Annotated in this window: 27 protein-coding genes; 10 read left to right on the top strand and 17 right to left on the bottom strand. The window is 70.9% G+C overall.

Annotated features, from left to right (window positions below):
• Nucleotides 1-6 precede the first annotated feature (6 nt).
• From ABD289_RS06255 to ABD289_RS06245, 3 genes are all read right to left on the bottom strand, one after another.
• A complete protein-coding gene (locus ABD289_RS06255; protein ID WP_344127560.1) occupies nucleotides 7-1,242 on the bottom strand; it encodes an MFS transporter in 1,236 nt (411 codons plus the stop codon).
• A 122-nt stretch (nucleotides 1,243-1,364) separates the two neighbouring features.
• A complete protein-coding gene (locus ABD289_RS06250) occupies nucleotides 1,365-1,799 on the bottom strand; it encodes a MarR family winged helix-turn-helix transcriptional regulator (RefSeq protein ID WP_344127558.1) in 435 nt (144 codons plus the stop codon).
• Between the two features lie 236 nt (nucleotides 1,800-2,035).
• Nucleotides 2,036-3,502 (bottom strand): NCS2 family permease, encoded by a 1,467-nt coding sequence (locus ABD289_RS06245; RefSeq protein ID WP_344127556.1) that lies wholly within the window; start codon nucleotides 3,500-3,502, stop codon nucleotides 2,036-2,038.
• 63 nt (nucleotides 3,503-3,565) lie between these two features.
• Between ABD289_RS06245 and ABD289_RS06240 the strand changes: the two genes are divergently transcribed.
• Nucleotides 3,566-3,865, top strand: a complete 300-nt coding sequence (locus ABD289_RS06240) for a DUF2530 domain-containing protein (protein ID WP_344127554.1) — start codon at nucleotides 3,566-3,568, stop codon at nucleotides 3,863-3,865.
• On the opposite strand, the gene ABD289_RS06235 is transcribed toward ABD289_RS06240, so the two are convergent.
• The 4 genes from ABD289_RS06235 to ABD289_RS06220 form a co-directional block, all read right to left on the bottom strand.
• Nucleotides 3,774-4,379 (bottom strand): hypothetical protein, encoded by a 606-nt coding sequence (locus ABD289_RS06235; protein ID WP_344127552.1) that lies wholly within the window; start codon nucleotides 4,377-4,379, stop codon nucleotides 3,774-3,776. The genes ABD289_RS06240 and ABD289_RS06235 overlap by 92 nt on opposite strands.
• A 70-nt stretch (nucleotides 4,380-4,449) precedes the next feature.
• Nucleotides 4,450-5,682, bottom strand: a complete 1,233-nt coding sequence (locus ABD289_RS06230) for a PQQ-binding-like beta-propeller repeat protein (protein ID WP_344127550.1) — start codon at nucleotides 5,680-5,682, stop codon at nucleotides 4,450-4,452.
• A gap of 97 nt (nucleotides 5,683-5,779) precedes the next feature.
• Nucleotides 5,780-8,761, bottom strand: a complete 2,982-nt coding sequence (locus tag ABD289_RS06225) for a sacsin N-terminal ATP-binding-like domain-containing protein (protein ID WP_344127547.1) — start codon at nucleotides 8,759-8,761, stop codon at nucleotides 5,780-5,782.
• The gene (locus ABD289_RS06220) at nucleotides 8,758-9,609 is read right to left on the bottom strand and encodes a DUF3027 domain-containing protein (RefSeq protein ID WP_344127545.1); all 852 of its coding nucleotides are present in this window, start codon (nucleotides 9,607-9,609) and stop codon (nucleotides 8,758-8,760) included. Before ABD289_RS06220 ends, ABD289_RS06225 begins: the two co-directional genes overlap by 4 nt.
• 132 nt (nucleotides 9,610-9,741) lie before the next feature.
• Here ABD289_RS06220 and ABD289_RS06215 point away from each other — a divergent pair, with 132 nt between their 5' ends.
• From ABD289_RS06215 to ABD289_RS06205, 3 genes are all read left to right on the top strand, one after another.
• Nucleotides 9,742-10,545 carry a glutaminyl-peptide cyclotransferase gene (locus tag ABD289_RS06215; RefSeq protein ID WP_344127543.1) on the top strand — a complete coding sequence of 268 codons (804 nt, stop codon included), beginning with the start codon at nucleotides 9,742-9,744 and terminating at the stop codon, nucleotides 10,543-10,545.
• A 77-nt stretch (nucleotides 10,546-10,622) separates the two neighbouring features.
• The gene (locus ABD289_RS06210; protein ID WP_344127541.1) at nucleotides 10,623-12,293 is read left to right on the top strand and encodes an MFS transporter; all 1,671 of its coding nucleotides are present in this window, start codon (nucleotides 10,623-10,625) and stop codon (nucleotides 12,291-12,293) included.
• Between the two features lie 10 nt (nucleotides 12,294-12,303).
• On the top strand, nucleotides 12,304-12,780 hold the full coding sequence (locus tag ABD289_RS06205; protein WP_344127539.1) for a DUF2771 family protein: 477 nt from the start codon (nucleotides 12,304-12,306) through the stop codon (nucleotides 12,778-12,780).
• A gap of 481 nt (nucleotides 12,781-13,261) precedes the next feature.
• Here the strand turns inward: ABD289_RS06205 and ABD289_RS06200 are convergent, their stop codons facing one another.
• On the bottom strand, nucleotides 13,262-13,657 hold the full coding sequence (locus tag ABD289_RS06200; protein ID WP_344127537.1) for a cold-shock protein: 396 nt from the start codon (nucleotides 13,655-13,657) through the stop codon (nucleotides 13,262-13,264).
• Between the two features lie 232 nt (nucleotides 13,658-13,889).
• Between ABD289_RS06200 and ABD289_RS06195 the strand changes: the two genes are divergently transcribed.
• Nucleotides 13,890-14,114, top strand: a complete 225-nt coding sequence (locus ABD289_RS06195; RefSeq protein WP_344127534.1) for a hypothetical protein — start codon at nucleotides 13,890-13,892, stop codon at nucleotides 14,112-14,114.
• A gap of 1 nt (nucleotide 14,115) precedes the next feature.
• On the opposite strand, the gene ABD289_RS06190 is transcribed toward ABD289_RS06195, so the two are convergent.
• Nucleotides 14,116-14,736 (bottom strand): HAD family hydrolase, encoded by a 621-nt coding sequence (locus tag ABD289_RS06190; protein WP_344127532.1) that lies wholly within the window; start codon nucleotides 14,734-14,736, stop codon nucleotides 14,116-14,118.
• Nucleotides 14,737-14,850: 114 nt separating this feature from the next.
• On the opposite strand from ABD289_RS06190, the gene ABD289_RS06185 reads away from it, so the two are divergent.
• Nucleotides 14,851-15,810: a R2-like ligand-binding oxidase gene (locus ABD289_RS06185; RefSeq protein ID WP_344127530.1), complete on the top strand. Its 960-nt coding sequence runs from the start codon at nucleotides 14,851-14,853 to the stop codon at nucleotides 15,808-15,810.
• Between the two features lie 221 nt (nucleotides 15,811-16,031).
• Here the strand turns inward: ABD289_RS06185 and ABD289_RS06180 are convergent, their stop codons facing one another.
• Nucleotides 16,032-17,657, bottom strand: a complete 1,626-nt coding sequence (locus tag ABD289_RS06180; protein WP_344127528.1) for an AMP-binding protein — start codon at nucleotides 17,655-17,657, stop codon at nucleotides 16,032-16,034.
• Nucleotides 17,658-17,878: 221 nt separating this feature from the next.
• Between ABD289_RS06180 and ABD289_RS06175 the strand changes: the two genes are divergently transcribed.
• A complete protein-coding gene (locus ABD289_RS06175; protein WP_344127526.1) occupies nucleotides 17,879-18,148 on the top strand; it encodes a hypothetical protein in 270 nt (89 codons plus the stop codon).
• 30 nt (nucleotides 18,149-18,178) lie between these two features.
• Here ABD289_RS06175 and ABD289_RS06170 read toward each other — a convergent pair whose 3' ends face one another.
• The 5 genes from ABD289_RS06170 to ABD289_RS06150 form a co-directional block, all read right to left on the bottom strand.
• Entirely contained in the window at nucleotides 18,179-18,943 is a 765-nt protein-coding gene (locus ABD289_RS06170; protein ID WP_344128083.1) for an HAD-IIA family hydrolase, read from the bottom strand.
• Nucleotides 18,944-18,969: 26 nt separating this feature from the next.
• The gene (locus ABD289_RS06165) at nucleotides 18,970-20,064 is read right to left on the bottom strand and encodes a sulfate/molybdate ABC transporter ATP-binding protein (RefSeq protein WP_344127524.1); all 1,095 of its coding nucleotides are present in this window, start codon (nucleotides 20,062-20,064) and stop codon (nucleotides 18,970-18,972) included.
• Nucleotides 20,061-20,852 (bottom strand): ABC transporter permease, encoded by a 792-nt coding sequence (locus ABD289_RS06160; RefSeq protein WP_344127522.1) that lies wholly within the window; start codon nucleotides 20,850-20,852, stop codon nucleotides 20,061-20,063. The genes ABD289_RS06165 and ABD289_RS06160 overlap by 4 nt, the downstream gene beginning before the upstream one ends.
• Nucleotides 20,852-21,595 (bottom strand): molybdate ABC transporter substrate-binding protein, encoded by a 744-nt coding sequence (modA, locus tag ABD289_RS06155; RefSeq protein WP_344127520.1) that lies wholly within the window; start codon nucleotides 21,593-21,595, stop codon nucleotides 20,852-20,854. The genes ABD289_RS06160 and modA overlap by 1 nt, the downstream gene beginning before the upstream one ends.
• A gap of 87 nt (nucleotides 21,596-21,682) precedes the next feature.
• The gene (locus tag ABD289_RS06150; protein ID WP_344127518.1) at nucleotides 21,683-22,081 is read right to left on the bottom strand and encodes a TOBE domain-containing protein; all 399 of its coding nucleotides are present in this window, start codon (nucleotides 22,079-22,081) and stop codon (nucleotides 21,683-21,685) included.
• A gap of 149 nt (nucleotides 22,082-22,230) precedes the next feature.
• Between ABD289_RS06150 and moaA the strand changes: the two genes are divergently transcribed.
• From moaA to ABD289_RS06135, 3 genes are all read left to right on the top strand, one after another.
• Nucleotides 22,231-23,289, top strand: a complete 1,059-nt coding sequence (moaA, locus tag ABD289_RS06145) for a GTP 3',8-cyclase MoaA (RefSeq protein WP_425564581.1) — start codon at nucleotides 22,231-22,233, stop codon at nucleotides 23,287-23,289.
• A gap of 4 nt (nucleotides 23,290-23,293) precedes the next feature.
• Complete coding sequence (locus ABD289_RS06140) at nucleotides 23,294-23,575, top strand: MoaD/ThiS family protein (RefSeq protein WP_344127516.1); 282 nt, start codon at nucleotides 23,294-23,296, stop codon at nucleotides 23,573-23,575.
• 777 nt (nucleotides 23,576-24,352) lie between these two features.
• On the top strand, nucleotides 24,353-24,964 hold the full coding sequence (locus ABD289_RS06135; protein WP_344127514.1) for a transglycosylase family protein: 612 nt from the start codon (nucleotides 24,353-24,355) through the stop codon (nucleotides 24,962-24,964).
• Nucleotides 24,965-25,231: 267 nt separating this feature from the next.
• On the opposite strand, the gene ABD289_RS06130 is transcribed toward ABD289_RS06135, so the two are convergent.
• Together ABD289_RS06130 and moaC are read right to left on the bottom strand one after the other, a co-directional pair.
• A complete protein-coding gene (locus ABD289_RS06130; protein ID WP_344127512.1) occupies nucleotides 25,232-26,152 on the bottom strand; it encodes a molybdenum cofactor biosynthesis protein MoaE in 921 nt (306 codons plus the stop codon).
• A 53-nt stretch (nucleotides 26,153-26,205) separates the two neighbouring features.
• A complete protein-coding gene (moaC, locus tag ABD289_RS06125; RefSeq protein WP_344127510.1) occupies nucleotides 26,206-26,688 on the bottom strand; it encodes a cyclic pyranopterin monophosphate synthase MoaC in 483 nt (160 codons plus the stop codon).
• Between the last annotated feature and the right edge of the window lie 50 nt (nucleotides 26,689-26,738).

Below are 26,738 nucleotides of genomic sequence, written 5' to 3'. Positions count from 1 at the left end.
CGTGTTTTAGGTTAGCCTAACCTGCTCCCCCTCGGCAACCCCGGATCTTCGCCGGGCCAGCACCGCCGCACCGGCGATCGCGGCGGCCAACGACAGCGCGCCGCCGAGCAGGATCGGCCAGCGCGGGCCGAAGGCCTCCGCGAGCCAGCCCGAGGCGAGCCCGCCCAGCGGCTTGCCGCCCATGAACAACAGCATGTACAGGCCCATCACCCGGCCCCGCATGGTCGGCTCTACCGAGAGCTGCACATTGGAGTTCGCGCTGGTGGTGAAGGTCATCACGGCCACCCCGACCGGGACCAGCGCGAGCGCGAAGAACTCGTAGGTGGGCATCATCCCCGCCAGCACTTCCAGCGCGCCGAACACGCCGGCGCCGATGAGCATCACCCGCACCCGCGTCCCGCCGCGCTTGCCGCTGCGGCGCGCGGCCAGCGCGGCGCCGGAGAGCGTGCCGACGGCGAGGCTGGTGATCAGCAGCCCGTAACCGGAGGCGTTGTGGCCGAATTCGTTGCGCGCCATCACCGCGAGGGTAGATTCGAAGTTCATCCCGAAGGTGCTGACGCAGAACACCAGCGCCAGGATCACCACCAGGTCCGGCCGCTTGCGCACGTAGCGCAGGCCCGCGAGCAGGCGCCCGCGTTCGGCCGAGTTGCCGTTGGCCCGGTGCAACCGGGCCGGATCCATCATGAGCAGCCCGGTCACCACGGCCACCGAGCTCAGGCCGTTGGCCACGAACACCCAGCCGGTGCCGACGGCCGTGATCGAGACTCCCGCGATGGCGGGTCCGACGATGCGCGCGAGGTTGAACGTCATCGAGTTCAGCGCGACGGCGTTGGTCAGCTGCGCGGGACCGACCATCTCGACCACGAAGGACTGCCGCACCGGGGCGTCGATCGCCGCGAAGCAGCCGAGCACGAAGCACAGCACGTAGACGTGCCACAGCTGCGCGAACCCGGACAGGTCCAGGGCGCCCAGCGCGAAGCCGCACAGTCCCAGCGCGACCTGGGTCGCGATCAGGATCCGGCGCTTGTCGAAGCGGTCGGCGAATACGCCGGCCCACAGGGTCAGCAGCAGCGTCGGGGTGAACTGCAACGCCACCGCGACGCCGAGCGCGGCCGGACTGCCGCCGGACAGCGTCAGCACGAGCCAGTCCTGGGCGGCGCGCTGCATCCAGGTGCCGGTCAGCGATACGACCTGCCCGGAGGCGTAGTAGCGGTAGTTGCGCTCTCGCAGGGAGCCGAACATCCCGCCACCTGCGCCCCGCCCTCGCCGCTGCGCGTGGTCGGCCGAACCGCCGCCCTGCGCTTCGGCCGCGGAACGGGACTGGTCAACCACGCTCGGTCGGACCGCCTTTCAGCGCTCGGTCATCACCGACTCGCCAATCGGTCGATGATCTCGGACGCGCGGCAGAGCACCGCACGTTCTTCAGCGTCCAGCTCCGCGAGGTGCTCGTCGAGCCATTTCTCGCGAATGGACACCTCCTCCTCGATGCGTTCCACTCCCGCGGGCGTGAGCTCCACGATGGCCTGCCTGCCATCGGTCGGGTGCGCGCGCCGGGCGACCAGGCCGTTCTCCTCCAGGGCGGCGATCACCCTGGTCATCGAGGGAGGCTGGACCCCCTCTTTGGCCGCGAGCTCTCCCGGAGTCATCGACCCGGCCTTGTGCAGGCACGACATGGCCGACAACTGGGACAGCGTGATGTGCGTGTCGGCGCGCTGCGCGCGCAACCGTCGGTTCAGGCGAACGACCGCGAGCCGCAGCCGGCTCGACAGGGTGCGCTCGCGCTCCGCAATATCGGACACGTCGTTAGTCTACCAAACTATGTCGGGTAATTCGGACAAACCGATCCGTTTGGGACCAGTGGCCGTCCACCCTAGCGACAGAATCCGCGAATGCATCGCATTCTCGACCAAGGAGATGCGATCGAGGCCATCCGGCCGCGAAAGCACCGGCGAACCGGCGGCGCCTCCTCCGGTTCACCGGTGCGGACCAGCAAGAACCCGTGTCGCGGGCGGCGCACCCGCGACCTGACGAACCCTCAGACGCCCAGCGCGGCGCTCAGCGGCCCGGAGGCGAAGTAGAGCACGAAGGCGGCCGCGACGACCCACATCAGCGGGTGGATCTCCCGGGACCGGCCGCCGAAGGCGCGCAGCAGCACGTAGCTGACGAACCCGGCCCCGATGCCGTTGGCGATCGAGTACGTGAACGGCATGACCACGATCGTCAGGAACGCCGGCAGCGCGACGGTGAAGTCGCCGAGGTCGATCTGCCGGATCTGGGCCAGCATCATCGCGCCGACCACGACCAGCGCCGGAGCGGCGGCCTCGACCGGCACCACCTGGTAGAGCGGCGTCAGGAACATCGCGGCCAGGAACAGCACGCCGGTGACCACGTTGGCCAGACCGGTGCGAGCGCCCTCGGCGATGCCCGAGGCCGACTCGACGAACACGGTGTTGGAACTCGCCGAACCCGCACCACCGGCGACCGCGCCGAGACCCTCGACAGCCAGCGCCTTGCCGATGCCCGGCACGTTGCCGTCCTTGTCGGCCAGGCCGGCTTCCTTGCTCAGCCCGGTCATGGTGCCCATGGCGTCGAAGAAGTTGGCCAGCACCAGGGTGAACACCAGCATCGCGGCGGCCAGCGCGGGCAGCCGGGTGAAGGCGCCGAAGGAGATGTCACCGACCAGCGACAGGTCCGGCAGCCCGGCGACCTGCTCCGGCAGCGCCGGGTACCCCAGGTTCCAGCCCGTCTTGCCGGTCTCGCTGGAGGAACCGGCGTGGAAGATCGACTCGATGATGATCGAGAGCACCGTGGTGACCGTGACGCTGATCAGAATGCCGCCCCGCACGTTGCGGGCGACCATGATCGAGGTCAGCACCAGCCCGAAGACGAACACCGCGGTCGGCCAGGACGCGATCGAACCGTCGATGCCGAGCCCGACCGGGACGGTGGTGTCGGCGGCGTCCGGCAACCGGCGCACGAACCCGGAGTCGACCAGGCCGACGAAGGAGATGAACAGGCCGATGCCGACCGCGATAGCGGCCTTGAGCTCGGGCGGAACGGCGTCGAACACGGCCTTGCGGAAGCCGGTGGCCACCAGCACCAGGATCACCAGGCCGTCCACGACGACCAGACCCATCGCCTCCGGCCAGGTGACCTGCGGAGCGATGGTCACGGCGAGCAGCGTGTTGATGCCCAGCCCGGTGGCGATCGCGAACGGGTAGTTGGCGATCAAGCCGAACAGGATGGTCATCACCCCGGCGACCAGCGCCGTGGCGGCCGCGACCTGCGGGATCGGCAGGATGTTGCCCAGCACGTCGCGCTTGGCGCCGGCGTCGGTGGCGGAGTGACTGCCGAGGATCAGCGGGTTGAGCACGATGATGTAGGCCACTGTGACGAACGTGACCAGTCCGCCGCGAAGCTCTCTGCTCAGGCTCGACCCGCGCTCGGTGATCTTGAAATAGCGGTCCAGTAATGACGTAGTGCGTTCGGTCGTCTCCACCATGTGACTTTCCAACTTCCGGTGGCCTGTGCGCGGGCCGTTGTTACCGGGAGTAGCCTGCCTGACGTGGCACAAGACGGCGAAAGCGCCCCCTCGGACGCCCACCACCGACCGGTCCCCGGCCTGCCGCGCAGGCTCGCGGACCCGACCCCGGTCGTGCTGCTCGGCACGGCGCTGTGGCTCGTCGCCGCCGTGGTCCTCGGCTGGCGCGACGCCGCCGACGGCAGCCTGGACGTCCACTTCTGGACCGCGGTGGCGGGCACGACGCTCGGCGTCATCGGCTACGGCGTCTTCCGCTGGCAGCGCAGCGCCGCGCGGCGCGGCTCCCGCGGTTCCTGGCAGGGATTGTCCGGCCTGGACAGCTGACAGCGACGGCGCGCTCGATGCGGCCGAGGTGCGCGTTGCGGCTGTTCGGCAGGACGTGGGTGAAGGCGCCCACGTCTCCCGCTCCCGCGAACACGATTCCCTCCTCCGTGGCAGCCAGCCGGACGATCCGGCCGCGCGGGGAGCTGATCGTCGTCAGCGAATCGTTCTCGCCGTCGTAGGCGGAGATCAGCTCGCCGTCGTCGACGGTGAAGATCAACTCGCCGTCCCGGACGGCGAACGGGTGGCGCTCCGGAAGGCCGGATCGAGCATCGGTGTACGGCAGGACGTCGGCGCGCCCGTCCATCCCCTCTCCCAGGTCCGCCCCCTCCGGCGGTGCGAGATGCAGCCCGCCCGCGTGCTCGGCCGATCCGTCGAAGACGGAGACGATCTCGGGCTCGGCGTCATCGACGATCGGGTCGCCGAGGTCGTCCAGGAGAGCGTTGGACGCGGTCCGCATTCCGCCCGCCGCGCTCAACAACACGAGGTCGCCGTCGTCGCGGACCATCGGGATCACGACGCCTTTCCCGCGCGAATGGTTGAAGCTTGGGGAGCTTTTCGGGCGTTCGGACTAGCCCGCGGGGCCGTCAGGGCCGTGCTGACCGCACCGCGTACATCTGGGGATCCTCGGTGCTCACTCCGTAGAGGACGCCGCCTACCCAGTGCAGATCGTCACCACGAGGAGCGACCTCGCTGATCCGCCCCAGCTCGACCTCGCGGCCGCGCGAGCCGTAGGTGAACACCCCGACGTCACCTGGCGCCGCGAACACGACTCCCTCCCCGGTCCGTCCGATCGGCCGGGTGCCGTGACCCGCCGCGGGACGGCCCGGGCCGCGGTCGTCGCGCCGCAGGTCGGCCGTGGTGATGAACCGGCCCCCGGCTACCGTGCCGGTCAGGATTCCGTCGCCGATGACGAACGGGAAGCGGCGCGGGAAACCCGGCCGCGGCGCGTTGGCGGGCAGCACGTCGAGCGAACCCCTCGGCCCCTCGACCTCCAGGACGCCGGTGCGCCGGGCTGATTCGTCGAAGAGCAGGACGCGGCCCGGCCGCGCGGTGTCGTCGACGACGGCGGGGGGATCCGTCGAGATCGCCACCGAGCGCCCCGCGACTCCGCCGAGGTCGGCGGCGCCCCTCCGCGAGCCGTCCGCGGCGCCCAGCAGCTGGAGGTACTTGCGACCGCTCGCGCAGCGAACCGGGACCACGACCGTTCGGCCCAAGGCAGGCCCGCTCGGGTGGCAGCCCTCCGGGACGCTCCAGCGCCAGATCTCGCCGCCGTCCCCGGCCCGCGCGGCCAGGAAGTGCCCGTCCCAACTCGCCAGCACCGCGTTGCCGACGAACTCGGCGCGCACGCCGCGACCCGGCCCGGCGGGCAGCGACCGGCGCCAGATCGGTTCGCCGGTGCGCAGGTCGATCAGGGCGATGCCGGTGCAGTTCACCGCCACGTCGCTGGTCGCGATGCCGTAGGCGACGATCCCCAGCCCGTTGCGGGTGCCCCGGCTCATGCCGCACAGCGCGTCGGCCCGCCTCTCGGGGGACAGGCTGCGACCGGTGGCCCGCCAGACGTTCTCGCCGTCCTCCCCGCGGTAGGCGGTCAGCGAGCTGTGCCGGGCGACGATCAGCGAGCCCCCGGAGACCCAACTGCCCAGCGGCTCTTCCCCACCACCGGAGCTGCTCCAGACCACTCTCGCCGGATCGGGCGGTGATTGCGCCTCGCGTGCCGCCGACCACACCGCCCAGGTGACGCCGGCACCGCCGGCGGCGACCGCCGCGAAGCCCACCAGAATTCCGACCAGCGTCATCGCCAGCCACAAGCGCGACATCCAGAAGCTCCCGAAGACCGGACGTTTGGACCGGGATCATGCCCTTCATCACACGAACGGGTGGGGCTTGTGGATCAGGTTCATCCGGACAGCGCAGTCAGCGCAGCAACGTCGTGGCTTCCGGATCGGCGAGCAGGGCCGCGAGGGCGAAGCGTTCGTGCCAGCAGTCCGCCGCCCAGGCCAGCGCGCGAGCGAGCCCGTCCGGAGCGCGTTCGGCGTGCACCGCACCATCCGAGGCGACCCACCAGTGCACCTGCCGCTGCCCCTCCCGGGTCTGCACGAACAGCTTGTCGTGCAGCGCGATCGCACCGGAGGGCACCGGGATGCCCAGCAGCTCGCAGGCGCCCGGAACGCGGGCGATCTCGGCCCAGGGCTCGGTCCGCTCCCCCGCAGTCTCGACGCGCATCGAGTTCTCCTCCGAGGACAGCGGCAGGTCCAGGAGCTCGGCGAGCGCCTCGGCGTCGAAGCGCTCCGGGCTGCCACCGGCGACGACCAGCGGAGCGTCCAGCACCGAGAGCATCCACGGCTCGTCCAGCACGACTGCCCGGCCGGTGCTGACCACGGCTCCGGAGATCGAGCGCACCTGCTCCGGCGGGTCCAATTCGGACGGATCAACGGTTCCCGCGCCGACCGCCTCGGACAGCACCCGGTGCGCGCGCAGCGCGGTGCCCGCGCGCACCGCCCGTTGCGGATCCCCGAGCCTGCGCAGCAGGTCCGCGGCGTCCTCCGCGTCGTCGATGCGCAGCTCGGCGCGCACGCCCGCCAGCAGCAGCGCCTCCGCGGGAAGCTCCAGATCCGGCACCGGGTCGTAGAGCCCGGCGAGATCCTCGGCACCGGGCATTCGCCACTGGCGCGGCGGACGTCCGGCCAGCAGCGCGTAGCGGGCGATCCACCAGCGCGTGTAGTTGCCGGGCTCGCGCAGCGCGCGCAGCGTTTCGGGTTGGCTCACCAGCAGCCGGAGCGCCGCGGGCCAGGCGTCGTCGGCGACGAGGTCCAGGTCGCGAACCGCCGCGAACCGCGCGGGCGGCCATTCCGCCGGTGCGGCGGCCTCCCGCTCGGTCCACCACAGGTGCGAGTCGCCGAAGTCCTCGTCGGGCTCGGCCGGGTCCTCCTCGACGTGCACGGCGAAACCGTCCAGCACGCCGACCGAGAGCAGCAGGTCATCGGACCACTCCCCGGCGAAGTCTTCGTCCAATGTGGACAACGGGCCGTCGTCGCCGATGTGCTCGGCATCCAGCACGTCCAGCAGCGCGGCCTCGGGCAGCAGCAACTCGTCCGCCCGGCGGAAGTCACCGTCGGCGGTGGGCAGAGCCAGCGAACCCAGCCAGTCGCGCGAACCGGCCTCGGAGACCAGCCGCAACACCGCTTCGGCCAGCGGGCGCACGTCGACGCCCGCGAGCGCGTCGGAGACGCTGCCGCGCACCGCCTCGGACAGCGGCGGGGCGTCCAGGAGTTCGGCCGGACCGGCGGAATGCGCCCCGAGCTTGGCCAGCAGCGGGTGGGTCGCCTCGGGATGCGCGATCCGCAGTCCGGAGATGTCCAGCGTGGACAGCAGGGTGGCCGGGTCCGGATCGGCGTCCTGCTGCCCCAGCAGCACATCGCGAACCCCGCTGACGGTGCGACCGTCGGCCAGCGGCACCGGCAGCGCGGTGAACTCCTCGTGGGCCACCGGGTCGGAGTCCTCGATCGGCGCGAGCGCGTCGTACAGCCGACGCCACCAGTGCGGCGTCCGCTGCAAGCCGGTGACGGCCTCGACCAGCTCGGCCGCACCGACCCGCCGGACCTCGAGGGCCTGCAGCGAACCGCGATGCCCGCGCTCGGACAGCTCGGCGGCGAGCAGGCCCGGGACGACCTCGTGCAGCAGCTCGACCAGCTCGGGCGAAACGTGCTCCAGCACGCGGGCTTCCACCGGCGCGACGAACTCGTCGCCGGCGCCGGGCAGCCAGGGCACCACCCGCAACCGGTCCCCGATCCGCTGGCGCAACGTGTCATCCACATCGGACAACGGGAAGCCGGGCAACGGGACCATGGCGGTGCGGTGCTCGGCGGTCAGCTTGTCCACCAGCGCCGGGTAGCTCTCCGCCGCGAAGGTCAGCACCGCGTCGGTGGCCGGCGAGGCGGCGACCCGCCGCCGGTCGGCCTCCACCGGCACGTCGGCCAGCAGCCGCGCGGGCACCGACAGGCGCTCCTCGGTCGGCGTCGGCGTGTGCAGCACGTCCTCGCTCAGCGGTTCCGGCCTGCCCTCGGCGTCCACCGGTACCGCCCAGGCGATCCGCCAGCGCGCGCCGTCCCTGGCCTCGACACCGACGCCTTCCAGAACGGAGTCGCCGAGCTCACCGGACGCTCGGTGCACCACCCACCGGTCGCTGCGCGCCGGCCCCGCCACGAGGACGCGGTCATCGGTCTCGTCGGTGCGGGTCCAGGTCTGCGCGCCGACCCCGATCTCGGTCAGCGCGGGCAGCGCCAGCAGCAGGTCGGGAGCTTGTTCGGCGCAAGCGGTCAGCAGCGCGTCGGCGTCCACGTCGGCGCGCAGCGGCAACCGGACCTCGGTGCTGAACCCCTCGGGCGGCCGGTCGTCGACCTCCCAGGGCAGCCGCAGCACTGGAACCGCGCCCTCGCGCCGCCGCATCTCCACGGCGGGACCGGGCAGGTCGGCGACCGCGTCCCGGGTGCGCTCAGCGGAGAACTCCACCGCACCGGAGCTCGACACGACGCGCGGCGAATCGGAAACCGCCAGCACGGCGGCGAAACCCACGCCGAAGCGGCCGACGGTCGCACCCTCGCGCTTGGCCGACGCGCGCAGCGAGGCGAGCGCCGCCACGCCGTCCGGAGTCAGCGGCGCGCCGGTGTTGGCGACCCGCAGCTCCCGGCCGGTCGATTCGACCCGCAGCACGCCGCCGGTGCCCGCGGCATCGGCCGCGTTCTGCGCCAGCTCGACCAGCAACCGGTCGCGATAGCCGCCGAGGCGAAGGTCCTCCTCGGCGTTGGCGTCCTCCCGGAACCGCGTCGGCGAGGCGTCCCAGGACTGCAGCACGCCGTGCCGCAGCGCGGCCGCACCGAAGTGGTTCGGCTCGCTCACCCGCGCCCCGTGGAGCGCGGCTCGAAGTCCAGCGTGGTGTCGTCGTAGACGACCTCGGCGACCGGAACGGTCGAGGACACGTCCACCTCGACCTCGGAATGCGCGCCGCAGCCGAACTCGACGCTGACCACCCGGCCATCGGCGGGCGCCTGCTCGTTGCCGCACACGCCGAAGGCGCTGCCCATCGAACCGGCGAGCTTGACGAAGAAACCGCAGGTGCCGCAGGCCGCCGGGGCCAGTCGCGCGGTCTCGGAGTCCGGACCGAACTCGCCCGCGTACCAGCGCTCGGCGGCATCGACGCGGCCCTCGAAGCTGAGCACCCGCTTGCGGCCGAGGCCGACCTCGTCGGCCAGGTCGCCCAGTCCCGGATCATCGGCGGCCAGGTGTCCCGGGGCGAGCCTGCGATCCTCCGCGCTGGGCGGCAGCAGATCACCGGCGCCGAGATCTCCCGGCCGGACCCGGTCTCGCCACGGCACCCAGTCCGGCGCCGTCAGCGCCGTGGGACCGGGCAGCAGGACGACCTCGCTGACGGTCACCGGTTCGCCCGGGCCGACGCTGGCGACGGTGACCGCCCAGCGCCACCCGACATAACCGGGGTAGTTCGACTCGAAGTAGTGCGTGACGGCGTTCGGCCCCTCGGGCTCGACCCCGACGTGCGCACCCACCGGTTCCGGCGAAGCGGCGTCGACTGACAGGACCGGCGAACCGAGCGGGTCCGGACCGGGCCGCGTCTCGTCCTCCGCCGCAGCTCGCGCGACGTCCTCCGCCGCGGCGAGCTCCGGGTTCAACGGCTCGGCGGCAGGCTGCCCGGCATCGTCGTACCGGGCGTCCGCGCCTGGGCTGGTCATCGGAGCAGGCATAGGCGTCACACGTCCGATTGTGCCGTACGACCTCTCGGCCGCACGCGGCTGTGCCTGCGCGGCGAGCCGTGTCAGGCTTTCGGGGTGCGACTGGCCCGAAACGGACGTGTCTTGTGTTGCGTGCTGCTCACCTTCGCCCTGGGTGTCGCGTGCGCGCCGCATGTACCAGCGCAGCGCGACGGCCAGGACGACCGCGAGCAGACCGATCAGGGCGTGAGGCACTCGGGAAGCGTGCCACACCTGCGAGCCGAGGTGATCAACACGCTCCCGCACGATCGCTCCTCGTTCACTCAGGGCTTCGAAATCGCCGACGGGACCCTCTACGAAGGCACCGGGAAGCGCGGCTCGTCGCTGCTGCGCGCCACGGACCTGACCAGTGGTTCGGTGCTGACCGAGGCGCCGCTGCCCGCAGCCTTCTTCGGTGAGGGGATCACCGTCACGAACGACCGTATCTGGCAGCTCACCTGGGAGGAAGGGGTTGCTTTCGAACGCGACCGGCGAACCCTGCGCGAGCTGCGGCGAGTGGACTACGCGGGCGAGGGCTGGGGCCTGTGCCACGACGGCTCGCGACTGGTGATGAGCGACGGGAGCGACCGGCTGACCTTCCGGGACCCGGTCTCGTTCGAGCAGGTGGGCTCGGTCCGGGTGGCGCTGGACGGCCGCCCGGTGCAGGAGCTCAACGAGCTGGACTGCTCCGGCGGGTCGGTGTGGGCCAACATCTGGCACAGCGATCAGATCGTGCGGATCGACCCCGCGACCGGGCAGGTCACCGCGGTGGTCGACGCCTCGGGGTTGCTGAGCCCGGAGCAGCAGGCGCGCGCGGGCGTGCTCAACGGCATCGCCGCGGTGCCCGGGACCGACGAGTTCCTGCTGACCGGGAAGAACTGGCCGACGATCTTTCGGGTGCGGTTCGCGCCCGCCTGATCGGTCGCGGCGAGGCGTCGGTGTCCGGTTCGACGGGTTATCCGGGTTTGCGGTGCCGGTGAGGCAGGATGGGAGCCATGGGGAAGCGCGGGGACCCTTCGGGGCGGGCCGGCTGGGGTGCCGGGCAGCGCGGCAAGCGCGGCGACTACCACGACGGGACGCACTCGACGCAGCGGTTCGAGGGCCCTCCGGAGTCCGCGCGGCGCTACCCCTGGCAGCACGACCCGGACTACGACGGCCGGACCGGGCCGCTGCCGCCGCTTCCCGAGGACCACCCGGGACGCGCCGAGCACGATCGGAACCACGCTGGGGAAGCGCCGCGGGACACCGCCGGGCGAGCGGATCCCGCCGAGGAACCCGAGAGCGCGGAAGCCGGGTCCGCGGACGCCCCGAACGGGCCGCGCGGCCCCAAGAAGATCACCGTCACCCGGGTCGTGGGGTGGCGCAGCAAGGACCTGACCCAGCGCGCGATGCGCGCGTTCTTCTCGCTGGCCCACGCCGACGGCGCCGATCGCTCCGGACTGGCGAAGTTCACCTACGCGGTGATGGGCAACTACGCCGTCGACGCCGCGATGGCCGTCGCGCTGGCCAACACCCTGTTCTTCTCCGCGGCCACCGCCGAGAGCCGGGACAAGGTCGCGCTGTACCTGCTGATCACGATGGCCCCGTTCGCGGTGATCGCACCGGTGATCGGCCCCGCGCTGGACCGGCTGCAGCAGGGCCGCCGCGTCGCCCTCGCCGCCTCGTTCGGCGTCCGAGTGGTGCTCGCCGGGGTGATGGCGCTGAACTTCGACAGCTGGTTGCTGTACCCGGCCGCGCTCGGCTGCATGGTGCTGTCGAAGTCGTTCACGGTGCTGCGCTCGGCCATGACTCCCCGGGTGCTGCCCGACCAGATCACGCTGACCAAGGCGAACTCGCGGCTGACCACCTTCGGCCTGGCCGCAGGCGGCGTTCTCGGCGGGATCGCCTCCGCGGTCGCCTGGCTGCTGGGTTCGGAGGGCGCGCTGTGGTTCATGGCCGCGCTCGCCGCGGGCGGCGGGTGGCTGTGCCTGCGCATCCCCGGCTGGGTGGAGAGCACCGAGGGCGAGCTGCGCACCTCGCTGAACCCGCAGCCGAGGCAGTCCCGCAAGGTGGCACTGAGCGCGCACGTGGTGGTGGCGCTGTGGGGCAACGGAGGCGTCCGGCTGCTCACCGGGTTCCTGACGCTGTTCGCCGCGTTCGTGATCAAGCACAACACCCAGCACGAACCGCAGATGCAGCTGGTGCTGCTGGGCATGGTCGGCGGCGCAGCGGGATGCGGCAGCTTCCTGGGCAACGCCATCGGCTCGCGGATGCAGTTCGACAAGCCGAACCGCACGATCATCGCCTGCCTGAGCTCGGTGCTGGCTGTGGTGGCCTGCGCGGCCGTGCTGGCCGGCCTCCCGCTCGCGGTGACGCTGGGCCTGGTCGGCGCGACGGCGAGCGCGCTGGCCAAGGTGTGCCTGGACGCGGTGATCCAGCGTGACATGCCCGAGGAGTCCCGGGCCTCGGCGTTCGGCCGTTCCGAGACCGTGCTGCAGCTGAGCTGGGTGTTCGGCGGCGCGCTCGGCGTGCTGCTGCCACCGGTGTACTGGATCGGGTTCGCCGTGGTCGCGGCGCTGCTGGCGCTGGTGCTAGCGCAGACGATCCTGTGCGGCCGGGGGTCGAGCCTGCTGCCACCGCTGCCCCGCCGCGCACCGGCCACCGCGCGCTCATCGGTCGGGTCGTAGGCTCAGCGGCGTGCATCGAGGACTGAAGCCGCTGCTGGCCGTGGCCGCCGTCACGCTCGCCGCCGGGTGCGGAGCGCCCAGCGACCCGGAGGTCACCTTCTACTCCCACGGGAACTCGGTGGAGGTGAAGCCGGCCCAGTACTGCGACCCGACCGGGCAGGACTGCTCGAAGCCGCCCGCCGATCCGGCCGGTGAGCTGCGCATGACCGGCCGCGATCCGCTGCAGATCTCAGTGCCGAACGAGGTCGCGTCGACCCCGTGGCAGGTCGCCTTCATCTACCGCGACATCGCGGGCAACGAGGTCGAGAGCCGCAGCGAGGTCTTCCCGCCGGACACCCGGCACGCCTACACCCTGCACCTGCCGCCGGACGCGGCGCGCATCGAGCACGTCGAGGTCCAGCAGTTCTCCGCCCTGCTCACCGCGGGACCGGACGGCGGCGTCCAGTTCGGCATCGGCGGCAGCTGGGTCCTCAACGTCCACGAGTGACCCACCCATCCGACAGTTCTGCCTAAGGAGTCCTTGCAGAATGCGGCGGAGCCGCGTGCGATGCGGGACTCAGCTCGCGCCGCGGCGGGTTCTCAGACGTCGTCGGACGAGGACAGCCGCAGCGCCGCGCAGGTGGCTACTCAAGTCGCGGATCCCGCAGCCCGGCGGCGTCTGAGGTTCCGCTCCCGGCACCGCCACGCAAACCCCAAACTGAAATGTCCTCTAAAACTGTGGCGCCTCCGGAGCCCGAAATGCCCGGACAGTTCCAGGGGTCCTTGCGGTGTGCGGCGGAGCCGCATGCGGTGCGGGACTCAGCTCGCACCGCCGCGGGTTCTGACGCGTCGTGTGGCGAGGACAGCCGCGACGCCGCGTAGGCCGCTACTCGAGGAATGGATCCCGCAGCCACACGACGCGTCAGGTTCGGCCACCGGCACCGCCACGCAAGCCCGAACTGAAACATCTCCCAAGGCGCCTTGGCGTCCTAGTTGCCGCCCGGGTCGAGTTCGCGGGCGACCGCGCGGACCACCTCGCCGATGGTCTTGGCCGTCTTGCGGTCCGGGTACTTCCCCCGGCGCAGCTCGGGCTGCACCTTCGCCTCGAGCAGCTTGATCATGTCGTCGACCATGCCGTGCAACTCGTCGGCGGGGCGGCGGCGCGCCTCCGCGACCGACGGCGGCGCGTCCAGTAACTTGACCTTCAGCGCTTGCGGGCCGCGGCGGCCCTGCGCCATGTCGAAGTCGACGCGCTGCCCGGTCTTGAGCGCATCCACACCGGATGGCAACGCGGAGGCGCGCACGTAGACGTCCTCACCACCATCCTGGGTCAGGAAGCCGAAGCCCTTTTCCGAGTCGAACCACTTGACCCTGCCGGTCGGCACTGTCCTCACCGTTCCCTGTCGAATGCGCTGACCCGCTGCCCGGGTCCCGTCTGCCATGGCACATCGCGGCGGGAACAGGCCCGTCACGACGAAAGCGCCCCGTAAACGCCACGCAGGTTGCGCGCGCCGGGACGCGTCGTACCAAGCCTACCGCGTAGACGGGAGAAATCACTCATCCTTATCGACCAAGACCCGCTGCCCCGCCCGGAAGCCGGTTGAATACGCTGCTCGCATGGCAGATACCACTCGCCGATCCGCGCTGCTGCCGACCGCGCTGGTGCTGTTCGGCCTCGGCCTGGCCGCCATCATCGCGATCTTCGCGCTGTACGCCGCGGGTCACACGAACCTGCCGGTCTGGCTGAACGCCGCCGCCCTGCTGTGCCCGGCGGGACTGATCTTCGGCGTGATCGCCTCGATCGTGCGGGCGCGCCGCGACCGCGGCTCCCCGGCGTCCTGACCTAGGCGTTCTCGGCGAGCCAGGCCGGGAACTCGGTGAGCTCGCCGAGCACCACGTCGGCGCCGAGCTCGCGCAGCTGCCCGGCGGTGTAGGGCCCGGTGGCCACACCGACGGCGAGCGCGCCCGCGGCCTTCGCCCCGGCGATGTCGCCGTGGTGGTCGCCGACGTAGATGGTGGCGCCCTCGGCGCGCAGCACGTCGCCCTTGGCCTCGGCGAAGACCTCGCCCGCCAGCCGGTCGACCTCCCACCCCAGCGCCTTGAGGTGCAGCGCGGCGTTCGGCTCGTACTTGCCGGTGATCACCAGGGACCGCGCTCCGCGATCGCGAACCGCATCCAGCGATTCCTCCGCGCCCGGCAGGGCGACGGTGTCCCCGATGACCACGGTCGGGTAGATCGCGCGGAAGTGGGCGACCATCCGCTCGATGAGCGGCTCGTCGAAGCCGTAGCCGCGCAGCACGTGGTCCAGCGGCGGCCCCAGGTTCGCGGCGAAGTGCTGCGCGTCCACCTGGGTGCCGAACTCGGCGTTGACCGCTCCCATCGCGCGCACCATGCCGGGACGCGCGTCGATCAGGGTCAGGTCGAGGTCGAAACCGATGGCCGGGGCGCTGCGTTCTTCCACCACGAGCTCCACCTTACGGATGACCGCAGATGCCTCCGGAACCTTGACTCGGAACTGACCGGTATCGAAAATTGCCGGGTAATCCGCCTCACAATTCCGGGCGCACCTGGAGACTCGATGACGAGCACTCACTCCCCCCGCCGCGAGGGCTTCCACTCCCTGCGCGAACGCGGGTTCAACTGGGACTCCCTGCCGTTGCGGCTGTTCAACAAGGGCAACGCGAAGTTCTGGAACCCCGCGGACATCGACTTCAGCCAGGACGCCGAGGACTGGCACAACCTCACCGAGCACGAGCAGCGCAGCGTGGCGGCCCTGTGCGCCCAGTTCATCGCGGGCGAGGAAGCGGTCACCGAGGACCTGCAACCGTTCATGGCCGCGATGGCGGCCGAGGGCCGCTTCGGCGACGAGATGTACCTCACCCAGTTCTGCTTCGAGGAGGCCAAGCACACCCAGGTCTTCCGGCTCTGGATGGACGCCATCGGCCTCACCGAGGACCTGCACGAGCTGGTGGGCAGCCGGGGTTACCAGGAGATCTTCTACCGGGCGCTGCCCGAGTCGCTCAACGCGCTGCACGACGACCCGAGCCCGCGCAACCAGATCCGCGCCTCGGTGACCTACAACCACGTCGTCGAGGGGACCCTCGCGCTGACCGGCTACTACGCCTGGCACAAGATCTGCGTCAGCCGCGGCATCCTGCCCGGCATGCAGGAGATCGTGCGGCGCATCGGCGACGACGAGCGCAGGCACATGGCCTGGGGCACGTTCACCTGCCGCAGGCACGTGGCCGCCGACGAGCGCAACTGGGACGTCGTCGAGGAGCAGATGAACGAGCTGCTGCCGCACGCGATCGAGCACGTCCAGTGGCGCCCGGACGACGCCCCGGAGCAGATGCCCTTCGAGCTGGACACCGACGAGCTCACCGCCTACGCGTCCGACCGGGCGACCCGCAGGCTGGGCGCGATCGCCAGCGCCAAGGGGATGCCGCTGGCCAAGATCGACGTCGACGCGGAGCCCGAGGCCCTGGAGGAGAGGTTCGGCGAGGAGGACGCCGCCGAGCTGGACAAGCTGCGCACCTGAGCGCAGAACCGCGCAAACCGGGAGGCCCGTGCGGTGTGCGGCGGTAGCCGCTGTTTCAGGTGCGCGAACTCAGCACCGCGGCGGGTTCTGCCGCGTCGTGCGGCGAGGACGGCGACGCCGCGCGGGTCGCTACTCGAGGAGCGGCTCCCGCAGCCGCACGACGCGGCAGGTTCCGCCACCGGCCCCGCCACGCGAGCCCCGCACTGGCAAATCCCCGCACCTCAGTCCAGGCCGAGCAGCTTGCGGGCTTGCTCGCGCATCTCGACCTTGCGGACCTTGCCGGTCACCGTCATCGGGAACTCGTCGACCACCCGCACGTAGCGCGGGATCTTGTAGTGCGCCAGCTTGCCGGTGCAGAACTCGCGCAGCGCCTCGGCGGTGAGTTCCGGCGCCCCTTCGCGCAACCGCACCCAGGCCATCAGCTCCTCGCCGTACTTCTCGTCCGGGACGCCGATGACCTGGGCGTCGAGGATGTCCGGGTGGGTGTAGAGGAACTCCTCGATCTCGCGGGGATAGACGTTCTCCCCGCCGCGGATGACCATGTCCTTGATCCGGCCGGTGATCGAGACGTAGCCGTCCCGGTCCATGACCGCCAGGTCACCGGTGTGCATCCAGCGCGCGGCGTCGATGACCTCGGCCGTCTTGTCGTCCTGCTCCCAGTACCCGAGCATCACCGAGTACCCGCGGGTGCACAGCTCGCCGGGTTCGCCGCACGGGACGGTCAGCCCGGTGACCGGGTCGATGATCTTGACCTCCAGGTGCGGGCCGACCCTGCCCACCGTGGACACCCGGCGTTCGAGCGAGTCGTCCGCGCGGGTCTGGGTGGACACCGGGCTCGTCTCGGTCATGCCGTAGCAGATCGCCACCTCGCGCATGCCCATCCGGTCGATGACCTGCTTCATCACCTCGGCCGGGCACGGCGACCCCGCCATGATGCCGGTGCGCAGCGAGGACAGGTCGAAGGACTCGAAATCGGGGTGGTCGAGCTCGGCGATGAACATCGTCGGCACGCCGTAGAGCGAGGTGCACCGCTCCGCCTGCACCGCCGCCAGCGCCGTTCCCGGGTCGAAGGCCTCCGAGGGGATGACCATCGCCGAGCCGTGACTGGTGCTGGCGAGGTTGCCCATCACCATCCCGAAGCAGTGGTAGAAGGGCGGCACGATCGCGACCCGGTCGGCCTCGGTGTAGCCGCAGAGCTCGCCGACGAAGAACCCGTTGTTGAGGATGTTGTGGTGCGACAGGGTCGCGCCCTTGGGGAACCCGGTGGTGCCCGAGGTGTACTGGATGTTGATCGGGTCGTCGGCCGACAGCCGGATCCCGTTCAGCCGCTCCGGGTCCGCCCGCGTGTCCGCCAGGGCTTCCCATTCCGGCGAATCCAGGAACACGATCTGCTCCAGGGCCGCGCAGTGCCCGCGCACCTCGTCGGCCATCGCCACGTAGTCGGAGGACTTGAACGACTTCGCCGACACCAGCATCCGGATTCCGGACTGGTTGAGCACGTACTGCAGCTCGTGCGCGCGGTAGGCGGGGTTGATGTTGACCAGGATGGCGCCGACCTTGGCGGTGGCGTACTGGGTGATCGTCCACTCCGCGCGGTTCGGCGCCCAGATGCCGACCCGGTCGCCCTTGCCGATGCCCGCGTCGAGCAGCCCCGTGGCCAGCGAGTCGACCGCGGCCACGAACTCCCGGTAGCTCCAGCGGCGACCGGTGACGCACTCGACCAGCGCGTCGCGCTCGGGGAAGCGGGCGGCGGTGCGGTCCAGGTTCACACCGATGGTGTCGCCCAGCAGCGGGACTTCCGAAGTGCCGGAGTCGTAGCTCGACAAGACCGGTTCGGTGGCATCCACGTTGACAACCTCCGATGCTGCGGTGACTCGGACCACTCATCTTGAACCGTTCGCCGCAGCTGAGCCACCCCCGGAAGAGCCTGGTGCCCGAACTCGCGGGCGGAACGATCCGGATGCGGAAGACGAACTGACATGGGTGAAAATCCGCCGCGATCGCGTATGCTCAGTCCCCCGAACGGGTCGCATTGCTGTCCACCGATCGCCGGATTGGGGAAGCAAACATGATCACCGAACTTGAGCTGGAACGCGTGGCCGCCGCGATCGAACGCGGGTTCCGGCACGAAGCCGATCCGGACTGGACCGAGGTGGAGCGCCTCCGCCTGGAGGCCGACCTGGTCGACCGCTTGGCCGCCTCCCAGCGGCACTGGTCCGGGCCCCTGTCCCGGCGCGCGGAGCTGCTGCGCGACGCGGCCGAGCGGATGGCCGACGACCTCACCGGCGTCACCACCGCGATCGACGTGGACGACCCGACGCCGGCCAGCAGGTCGTGAGCGCCGGATCGCGCCCACGACCGTGCCGGGTCACGACTTGAACGGATCCATCACGTGGTCGGTGAGGTCGGTGATCGAGCCGATCACCTTCGTCGGGCGGTACGGGAACAGCTCGGCGGTGTCCTCGCCCGAGATCCCGGAGAGCACCAGGATCGTCTGCAGGCCCGACTCGAGCCCGGAGCGGACGTCGGTATCCATCCGATCACCGATCATCAGCGTGTTCTCCGAGTGCTTGCCGAGGTGGCGCAGCGCGGAGCGCATCATCAGCGGGTTCGGCTTGCCCACGTAGTACGGCGCGCGACCCGTGACCCGCTCGATCAGCGCGGCCACCGCGCCGGTCGCGGGCAGCGTCCCCTCGCGGCTGGGGCCCTTCTCGTCGGGGTTGGTGGCGATGAACCGGGCACCGCCTTCGACCAGCCGGATCGCCTTGGTGATCGCCTCGAAGCTGTAGGTGCGGGTCTCCCCGAGGATCACGTAGTCCGGCTCGCGATCGGTGAGCACGTAGCCGATGTTGTGCAGCGCCGTGGTCAGGCCGGATTCGCCGACCACGAAGGCCGAGCCGCCCGGACGCTGGGTCTGCAGGAACTGCGCGGTGGCCAGCGCCGAGGTCCAGATCGACTCCTCCGGCACGTCCAGCCCGCTGCGCAGCAGGCGAGCCCGCAGGTCGCGCGGGGTGTAGATCGAGTTGTTGGTGAAGACCATGAACGGTATGTCGTTGTCCTTGAGAGCACCCAGGAACCTGTCGGCTCCCGGCACCATGTGCTCCTCGTGGACGAGCACGCCGTCCATGTCCATCAGGTAGGTCCAGCGGGATGGCTCAGTCACGCCCCCAATGATCCTCCCGAAAGGGGGTGGATGGCTACCTCGGCGGCCTTGACCGCGAACCAGACCTCGTCGTTCGAGGTGATCCCCAGTTCCGCGACGGCGGCCGGAGTCACGTCGGCCGCGACGGAGCCGGCTTCGACGTCGCCGCGGACCCGGACCACGTCCCCGCGCGGCTCCAGGGCGCTCACCCGCCCGCGCAGCGCGTTGCGCGGGCTGCCGTGCGGCCTGCTCCGGTGGACCGCGACCGCCGAGGGGGCGAACACCGCGGCCGCGGCCGCTCCGGGCTCGACCTCCTCGACCGGCCGGCCGCTGATCGTGTCCTCGCCGACGGCGATGGTCGCGCCGATGCGGTCCAGCGCCTCGCCGGCGAGCAGGTTGAGGCCGGCGAGCCGGGCGGTGAACGGTTCCCTCGGCCGGGCCAGCACCTCGCGAGTCGGTCCCCGCTCGATGATCTCGCCGTCGACCAGCACCAGCAGCCGGTCGGCCAGCACCACGGCGTCCAGGACGTCGTGGGTGACCAGCACGGTCGGGGTGCCCTGCCTGCGCAGCACCTGGTGCAGCAGGCCGCGCATGGCCGGGGCGGCGTCGACGTCCAGTGCCGCGAGCGGTTCGTCGAGCATCAGCAGCCTGGGCTCGGCGGCGAGCGCGCGGGCCAGCGCGACCCGTTGCGCCTGGCCTCCGGAGAGCCGGCCGGGACGCCGCGGCGCCAGATCCGTCGCGTCCACTTCGGACAACCACTGATCGGCGACCGCGCGGGACCGCGCCCTGCTCATGCCGGCCGCGCGAGGCCCGAAGGCGACGTTGTCCCGCGCGGTCAGGTTGGGGAACAGCAGCGCCTGCTGGGCCAGCAGACCGACGCCCCGCCGGTGCGTCGGCACGTTGACCCCGCCCCCGGTGTCCAGCCAGGCGGTCCCGTCCAGCTCGACGCGACCGCGATCCGGCACCAACTCGCCCGCCAGCACCGAGAGCAGCGTCGACTTCCCCGCGCCGTTGGGGCCCAGCACGGCCAGCACCTCGCCGGGGGCGACCTCGAACTCGGTGCGCAGCGCGAACTCCGCGCGCCGCAGCACCGCCTCCACCCGCAGGCTCACAAGCGTCCCTCCACTGCCCTGGGCCTGGCGATCACGATCACCAGCAGTGCCACCACGACCAGCAGCAACGACATCACGACCGCGGCGTCCACATCGGTCTGCGCGGTGGTGTAGATGGCCAGCGGCAGGGTGCGGGTGGTGCCCTGCAGGCTGCCCGCGAAGGTGATCGTCGCACCGAACTCGCCCAGGGCGCGGGCGAACGTCAGCACCAGGCTCGAGCCCAGCGCGGGCAGCAGCAGCGGCAACGTGACCCGGCGGAACGCCAGCCAGGGCCCCGCGCCGAGGGTGGCCGCGACCTGCTCGTAGCGCCCGCCCGCTGTGCGCAGCGCGCCCTCCAGCCCGACTACCAGGAACGGCATCGCCACGAAGGTCTGGGCCAGCACGACCGCGGCTGTGGTGTAGGGCAGCTGGATCCCGGCCAGTTCGAGAACGCCGCCGAGCAGCCCGGTGCGGCCCAGCAAGTAGAGCAGCGCGAGCCCGCCGACCACCGGCGGCAGCACCAGCGGCAGCAGCACCAGGGCGCGCAGCACCCGCATCCCGGGCATCCGCGAGCGGGCGAGCACGACGGCCAGCGGTGTGCCGAGCACCAGGGAGAGCGCGGTCGAGATCAACCCGGTGAGCACCGACAGCCGCAGGGCGTCCAGCGCGGCCGGGCTGAGCAGCAGCGCCGGGACCTCGGCCGGATCGACCCGGGTGAGCAGCCCGACGACCGGCAGCACGACCAGCGCCAGCGCCAGCAGCGCCGGAACCCACAGCACCAGCGGCACCCGGGAGGGATTGCGCCGCATCACGGCACGCCGAAGCCGTGCCGGGTCAGCACCTCACGCCCCGCCGGGCCGCAGACGAACTCCACGAACTCCTGGGCCGCTTCCGGCTCGGCGGCGTTGTCGACCGCGGCGATCGGGTAGGTGTTGAGCGCCTGCTGCGACTCGGGGAAGTCGACGGTCTCCACCTGGTCCCCCGCCGCCGCGGCGTCGGTGACGTAGACCAGCCCGGCGTCCGCCTCGCCCGCGGTGACCTTGTGCAGGACCGCCTTGACGTCGTTCTCCTCGCTGGCCGGGTGCAACCGCACGCCCGCCGCATCGGCCACCTTCTCCGCCGCCGCTCCGCACGGCACCTGCGGGGCGCAGACCACCACGTTCCGGGCGGTGGCGAGATCGGCGAAGGACTGGACGCGCGCGGGGTTTCCCGGCGGGACGACGATGGTCAGCCGGTTGGTGGCGAAGGTCTGCTGCGGGGATACCTGACCGCCGACCTCGGTCATGTTCTTCGCGTTGGCCGAGGCGAAGACGTCGGCCGGACGTCCCTGCTCGATCTGCTCGGCCAGCGTCGAGGACCCCTGGTAGTCGAACTTGACGTCGACGTCCGGGTGCTCGGCGTGGAACCGCTGCCCGATCTCGTCGAACGACTCGGTCAACGATGCAGCGGCCAGCACGGTCAGCGTTCTGTCCTGCTCCGAGCCTGCCGCACCGCACCCGGCGAGCAGCACCGAGACCAGCACGGCACCCGCCATCGGCTTGATCCTCACCATGTCAGAGCCTGCCTCCATCCGGTGCGAGCCGCGCGGCCGCCGACCACCCCCGGCGTCCCGCACCCCTGGTCGACCCGAACCCGCACATCAGTCCTCCGGGGTTTCCACCACGACGTTGGTGGACTTCACCACTGCCACCGCGAGCGCTCCGGGTTCGAGCCCGAGCTCGCGCACCGCCTCGGTGCTCATCAGCGAGACCACCCGATGCGGGCCGCACTGGATCTCCACCTGCGACATCACCCGGTCCGAGACCACGTCGGTCACCAGGCCGACCCAGCGATTGCGCGCGGACCGGCCGACGCCGGAGGGATCCGGGGTGGCGCGGGCCTGGGTGCGGGCGAACTCGGCGAGCGTCGCACCGTCGATCACCTGCCTGCCGGAGGCATCTCGGCCGGTGGGGAGCTGTCCGCCGTCGACCCAACGACGGACGGTGTCATCGCTGACGCCGAACAAGCCGGCGGCCTCGGCGATCCGATATTGCGGCACGCATGGGAGGTTACTTCCGCATCTGCGGATATCCAAGGGGTTTCCTTCCGCGATATCGGCACCACTCCCGGCAACGTGGTCGTTTCACCAGGTGAGGAGATGTCTGTCGACGATCGTCAGTGGACGGACTCAAGAGATAGGGTCGAAGGGTGAACGCAGTGGAGCTGGGAATCCCGTTCGTGCGCCACACGACCGACACCTCCGAGCGGCCGGACACGCCGTACCTGGTGGACCGATTCGGTCGGGTAGCGCAGGACCTGCGCGTTTCCCTCATCGACAAGTGCAATCTGCGCTGCACCTACTGCATGCCCGCTGAAGGACTGCCCTGGCTCAAGCGCAGCGAGATGCTCGACACCGACGAGATGAACCGGCTGATCCGGATCGCCGTCGAAGAGCTCGGCGTGACGACCGTGCGCTTCACCGGCGGAGAACCGCTGCTGCGCAAGGACCTGGTGGACATCATCGGGGCCACCTCGGCGCTGCAGGGCAACCCCAAGACCTCGCTGACCACGAACGGCATCAATCTCGGCGACTTCGCGGAACCGCTGGTCCGGGCGGGCCTCAACCGCGTCAACGTCTCGCTGGACTCCCTCGATCGCGAGGTGTTCAAGGAGCTGACGCGGCGCGATCGGCTCGACGACGTGCTCGACGGGCTCGCCGCCGCCAAGTCGATGAAGCTGGAGCCGGTCAAGGTCAACGCCGTGCTGATGCGCGGCATCAACGACCACGAAGCCCCCGAGCTGCTGCGCTACTGCATCGAGCGGGGCTACCAGCTGCGGTTCATCGAGCAGATGCCGCTGGACGCCCAGCACGAGTGGGACCGCGACGCGATGATCACCGCGGACGAGATCCTGGAACTGCTCGGGCGCGAGTTCAGCCTCACCCCGGACACCGCCGAACGCGGTTCGGCACCGGCCGAGCGCTGGCTGGTGGACGGTGGTCCCGCGACGGTCGGCGTGATCGGCTCGGTGACCCGCCCGTTCTGCTCGGCCTGCGACCGCACCCGGCTCACCGCCGACGGTCAGCTGCGCTCCTGCCTGTTCTCGACGACGGAGACCGACCTGCGCGCCCCGATGCGCGACGGTGCCAGCGACGAGGAGCTGGCCCGGTTGTGGCGGGGCGAGATGTGGGCCAAGGCCGCGGGCCATGGGATGGACTCCGGCGAGTTCGCCCAGCCGGACCGGCCGATGAGCGCGATCGGGGGTTGAGCCGATGACCGCCGCACCTCGACCGGCGACCCAGCTGGCGGTTCGGATTCGATACTTCGCAGGCGCCCGCGCGGCCGCGGGCGTCGCGGAAGAGGTCGTACACCTCGATCCACCCGCGACCGTGGCCGAGGCGATCACGGCCGCACTGGACCAGCACGACGGCAAGCTGAGCAAGGTCCTGGAGGCCTGCAGCTTCCTGCTGGACGGGCTGGCCGTGCGCGACCGCGGTACGGCGATCGAAGCGGACGCCACGTTGGACGTGCTGCCACCGTTCGCGGGCGGCTGATCCGCCGGAGCAGCCGGCCCTTCTCACCGGTCCGCCGGCCCCCTCACCGGTCCACTGTGACCGGGCACAGTAGTCATCGTCGCGCGCGTGCGGGTGCGCGCGTACGGGTACGCGCGCACGCGGCTACAACATTCCCGGGCGTGTCGTACACACTCGACCGGGTGAAGTTCTGGTGCATCCCGCAGCCGCTCGGCCGCGACTCCGGCCCGGCTCAATTGCGGCCCTCGCAAGTGCCGCATTGGTCGCCTGTTTCAGCTAGCCGGCCAATTACTCAGAGTCCACAGCGAACACTCTTCGCATTGTTCGCGAACCGCCCCCGCGTCGATCTCGCCGGGGGAGATCGGCGATTCGCAACGGCTGGTGGCCGTGTGACGGCCGGTTCTCAACGGGAGTAACGAGGTGACTCAAGCCTCACTTACGGTGATCGATATCAGGATGAAAACGGCCCGATAACGGCCCGCTGATCAGCTAAAACAACCGAGATCGACACCCCCCACCCTGGTGTTACTGTGACCAGCGTCACATGGTAGAAGATTTGGGATCTCTCCATTGGTTACGTAGTGTCGCTCCTCGGTCGGCCCCGAACCGATCAGCAAGGACCGCGAAGCCCGTGGCGCTGGACCTGCCCAGCGGGCTTCAACCCCGAAAACGGAAACGAACCGGGCAGGAACGAGGGTTCACCTCAGGGCTCCCCGAAAGCCCCGAGGCGTGCCGGCTCCCCGACGAGCCGGACGGGCCTCCCAGGCTCGCCCCGCAAGCGCGGCAGGAGAGAGGGACATGTCTAGCCATAAGGGCAAGCACCGCAAGCCTTCCAACGCCAAGCGCAATTTCGCCCGGTTCGCCGTCGCAGGCGCGGTCGTCGCCGCCCCGGTCGCCGTCGCCGCCCCCGCGAACGCCGCGGACTGGGACATGCTCGCGAAGTGCGAGAGCAGCGGTGACTGGAGCACCAACACCGGCAACGGCTTCTACGGCGGCCTCCAGTTCACCCCCTCCACCTGGTCCGCCTTCGGCGGAAACCAGTACGCCAGCAGCGCGCACCTGGCTACCCGCGAGCAGCAGATCGCCGTGGCGGAGAAGGTGCTGGCCGCCCAGGGCGAGAACGCCTGGCCCGCTTGCAGCGCCAAGCTGAACTGGACCAGCGGCTCGACCGACACCAGCTCTCAGACCAGCACGTCGCAGCAGAGCACCGAGACCCAGACCGAGACCAAGACTGAGACCCAGTCCTCGGTGAAGGCCTCCGGTGGCGACTACACGGTCAAGCCCGGCGACACGCTCAGCAAGATCGCCCAGGCCTACGGCGTCGACTACCAGTCCATCTACCAGGACAACTCGAACCTGCTCAGCGACCCGAACCTGATCTTCCCGGGTCAGCAGCTGGACATCCGCTAAAACGGCACGACCGGCTCCCCCAGCCGGCCGGCAGGAGCACGTGCCGTCTCCCCCGACACGGCACGTGCTCCGCTCAGGAACCCCCTCATCGCCTCACCCCCAGCCTCGATGAGGGGGTTCCCCCTATCTGCGACAAGTACGACTCCGCAGCCCGCGCAGCGCCGCGGACAGCGGCACCAGAGCAATGACGACAGTTTTGCCTATAACTGTCCGAGCACTTCGGGCTCACACGCTTACGGTTTTAGGCAAAACTGTCACGGCCCCCGGTCAGGGGCAGTTGACCCACTCCTCGGTGTGGTCGTCGAAGACCTGGCGCTTCCAGATGGGCAGCCGTCGCTTGACCTCGTCGACCAGTTCGGAGCAGGCGGTGAAGGCCTGCTTGCGGTGCTCGGCGGCAACCGCGCAGCCGAGCGCCACGTCCCCGATCTCGAGCAGGCCGATCCGGTGCGAGACCGCGATGGCGCGGACACCGTCGAAGCGAGCGGCGATGTCGCCGGCGACCTCGACGATCACGTCGTCGGCACTGGGGTGGCCGGTGTACTCCAGCTCCTGAACCCCGCGACCGCCGTCGTGGTCCCGGACCACGCCGCCGAAGGTCACCACCGCGCCCGCCGCGCGGTGCTCGACCCGGCGGGCCAGGGCGTCCACGTCGATGGGTTCGTCGACCACGTCGGCGCGCAGCACATCGGCGGCCGCACCGGACTCGCCGGGGCGCGCGTGATCGCCACCGTGGAGCTGATCGACGGCGTGCTCCAGGACGTCGGCCAGCACGCTGAGGCCGTCCTGCACACCGCCGCGCGAGCCCGGCAGGTTCACGATCAGCGTGCGGCCAGCGACACCGGCCAGACCGCGGGAGAGCACCGCCGTCGGCACCTTCGGCAGACCAGCCGACCGGATCGCGTCGGCCAGCCCCGGAACCGGGTAGTCCAGGACGTCGGCGGTGACCTCGGGAGTGCGATCGGTCGGGTTGATCCCGGTGCCGCCGGTGGTGATCGCCACGTCGGCGTTCGCGGCCACGGCGCGGCGCAGCTGCTCGCCCACCGGATCGCCGTCGGGCACCACGATCGGATCGGGCACCTCGTAGCCGCGCTCGCGCAGCCATTCCACGATCACCGGGCCGGTGCGGTCCTCGTAGACCCCGGCCGCAGCGCGGTTCGAAGCGGCGATCACTCGCGCCGTCCTCGGCATCTCGACCTCCCCAACGCGACGCAACGCCGCGTGCAACCGGTTTTCGGTGACGGTCAGTCCGCGGGACGCTCCCAGCGACCCGTCTTGCCGCCGTCCTTGCGCTCGACCCGCACGGCGTCGAGAACCGCCGCCGGATCGACCGCCTTGATCATGTCGTGCAGCGCGAGCCCGGCGGTGGTGACCGCCGTCAACGCCTCCATCTCGACACCCGTGCGGTCGGTGGTCTTGACCGTGGCGGTGATCCGCACGTCGGTGTCGCCGAGCTCCAGCTCGACCTTGGTCCCGGAGATGGCGATCGGATGGCACAGCGGGATCAGATCCGGCGTCTTCTTCGCGCCCATGATCCCGGCCAGCCGCGCGGTGGCGATCGCATCGCCCTTCGGCAGGTCGTCCCGCCGCAGCAGCGCGATCACCTCGGCGGTCGTGCGCACCACCCCGGTGGCCACGGCCCTGCGCGCACCGGCCTGCTTCTCGGAGACGTCGACCATGCGGGCAGCACCCGTCTCGTCGACGTGCGTGAGCTCGTACTCCGCCATGCCTCGAGCCTAGAGCACGCGACCAGCGCGACTCCCGCCCGCGTGCGGCG

Origin of the sequence: Saccharopolyspora halophila (genome assembly GCF_039531955.1) — a bacterium.
GTDB classification, from domain to species: Bacteria; Actinomycetota; Actinomycetes; order Mycobacteriales; family Pseudonocardiaceae; genus Saccharopolyspora; species Saccharopolyspora halophila.
This window is presented reverse-complemented; position numbering and strand designations above follow the sequence as displayed.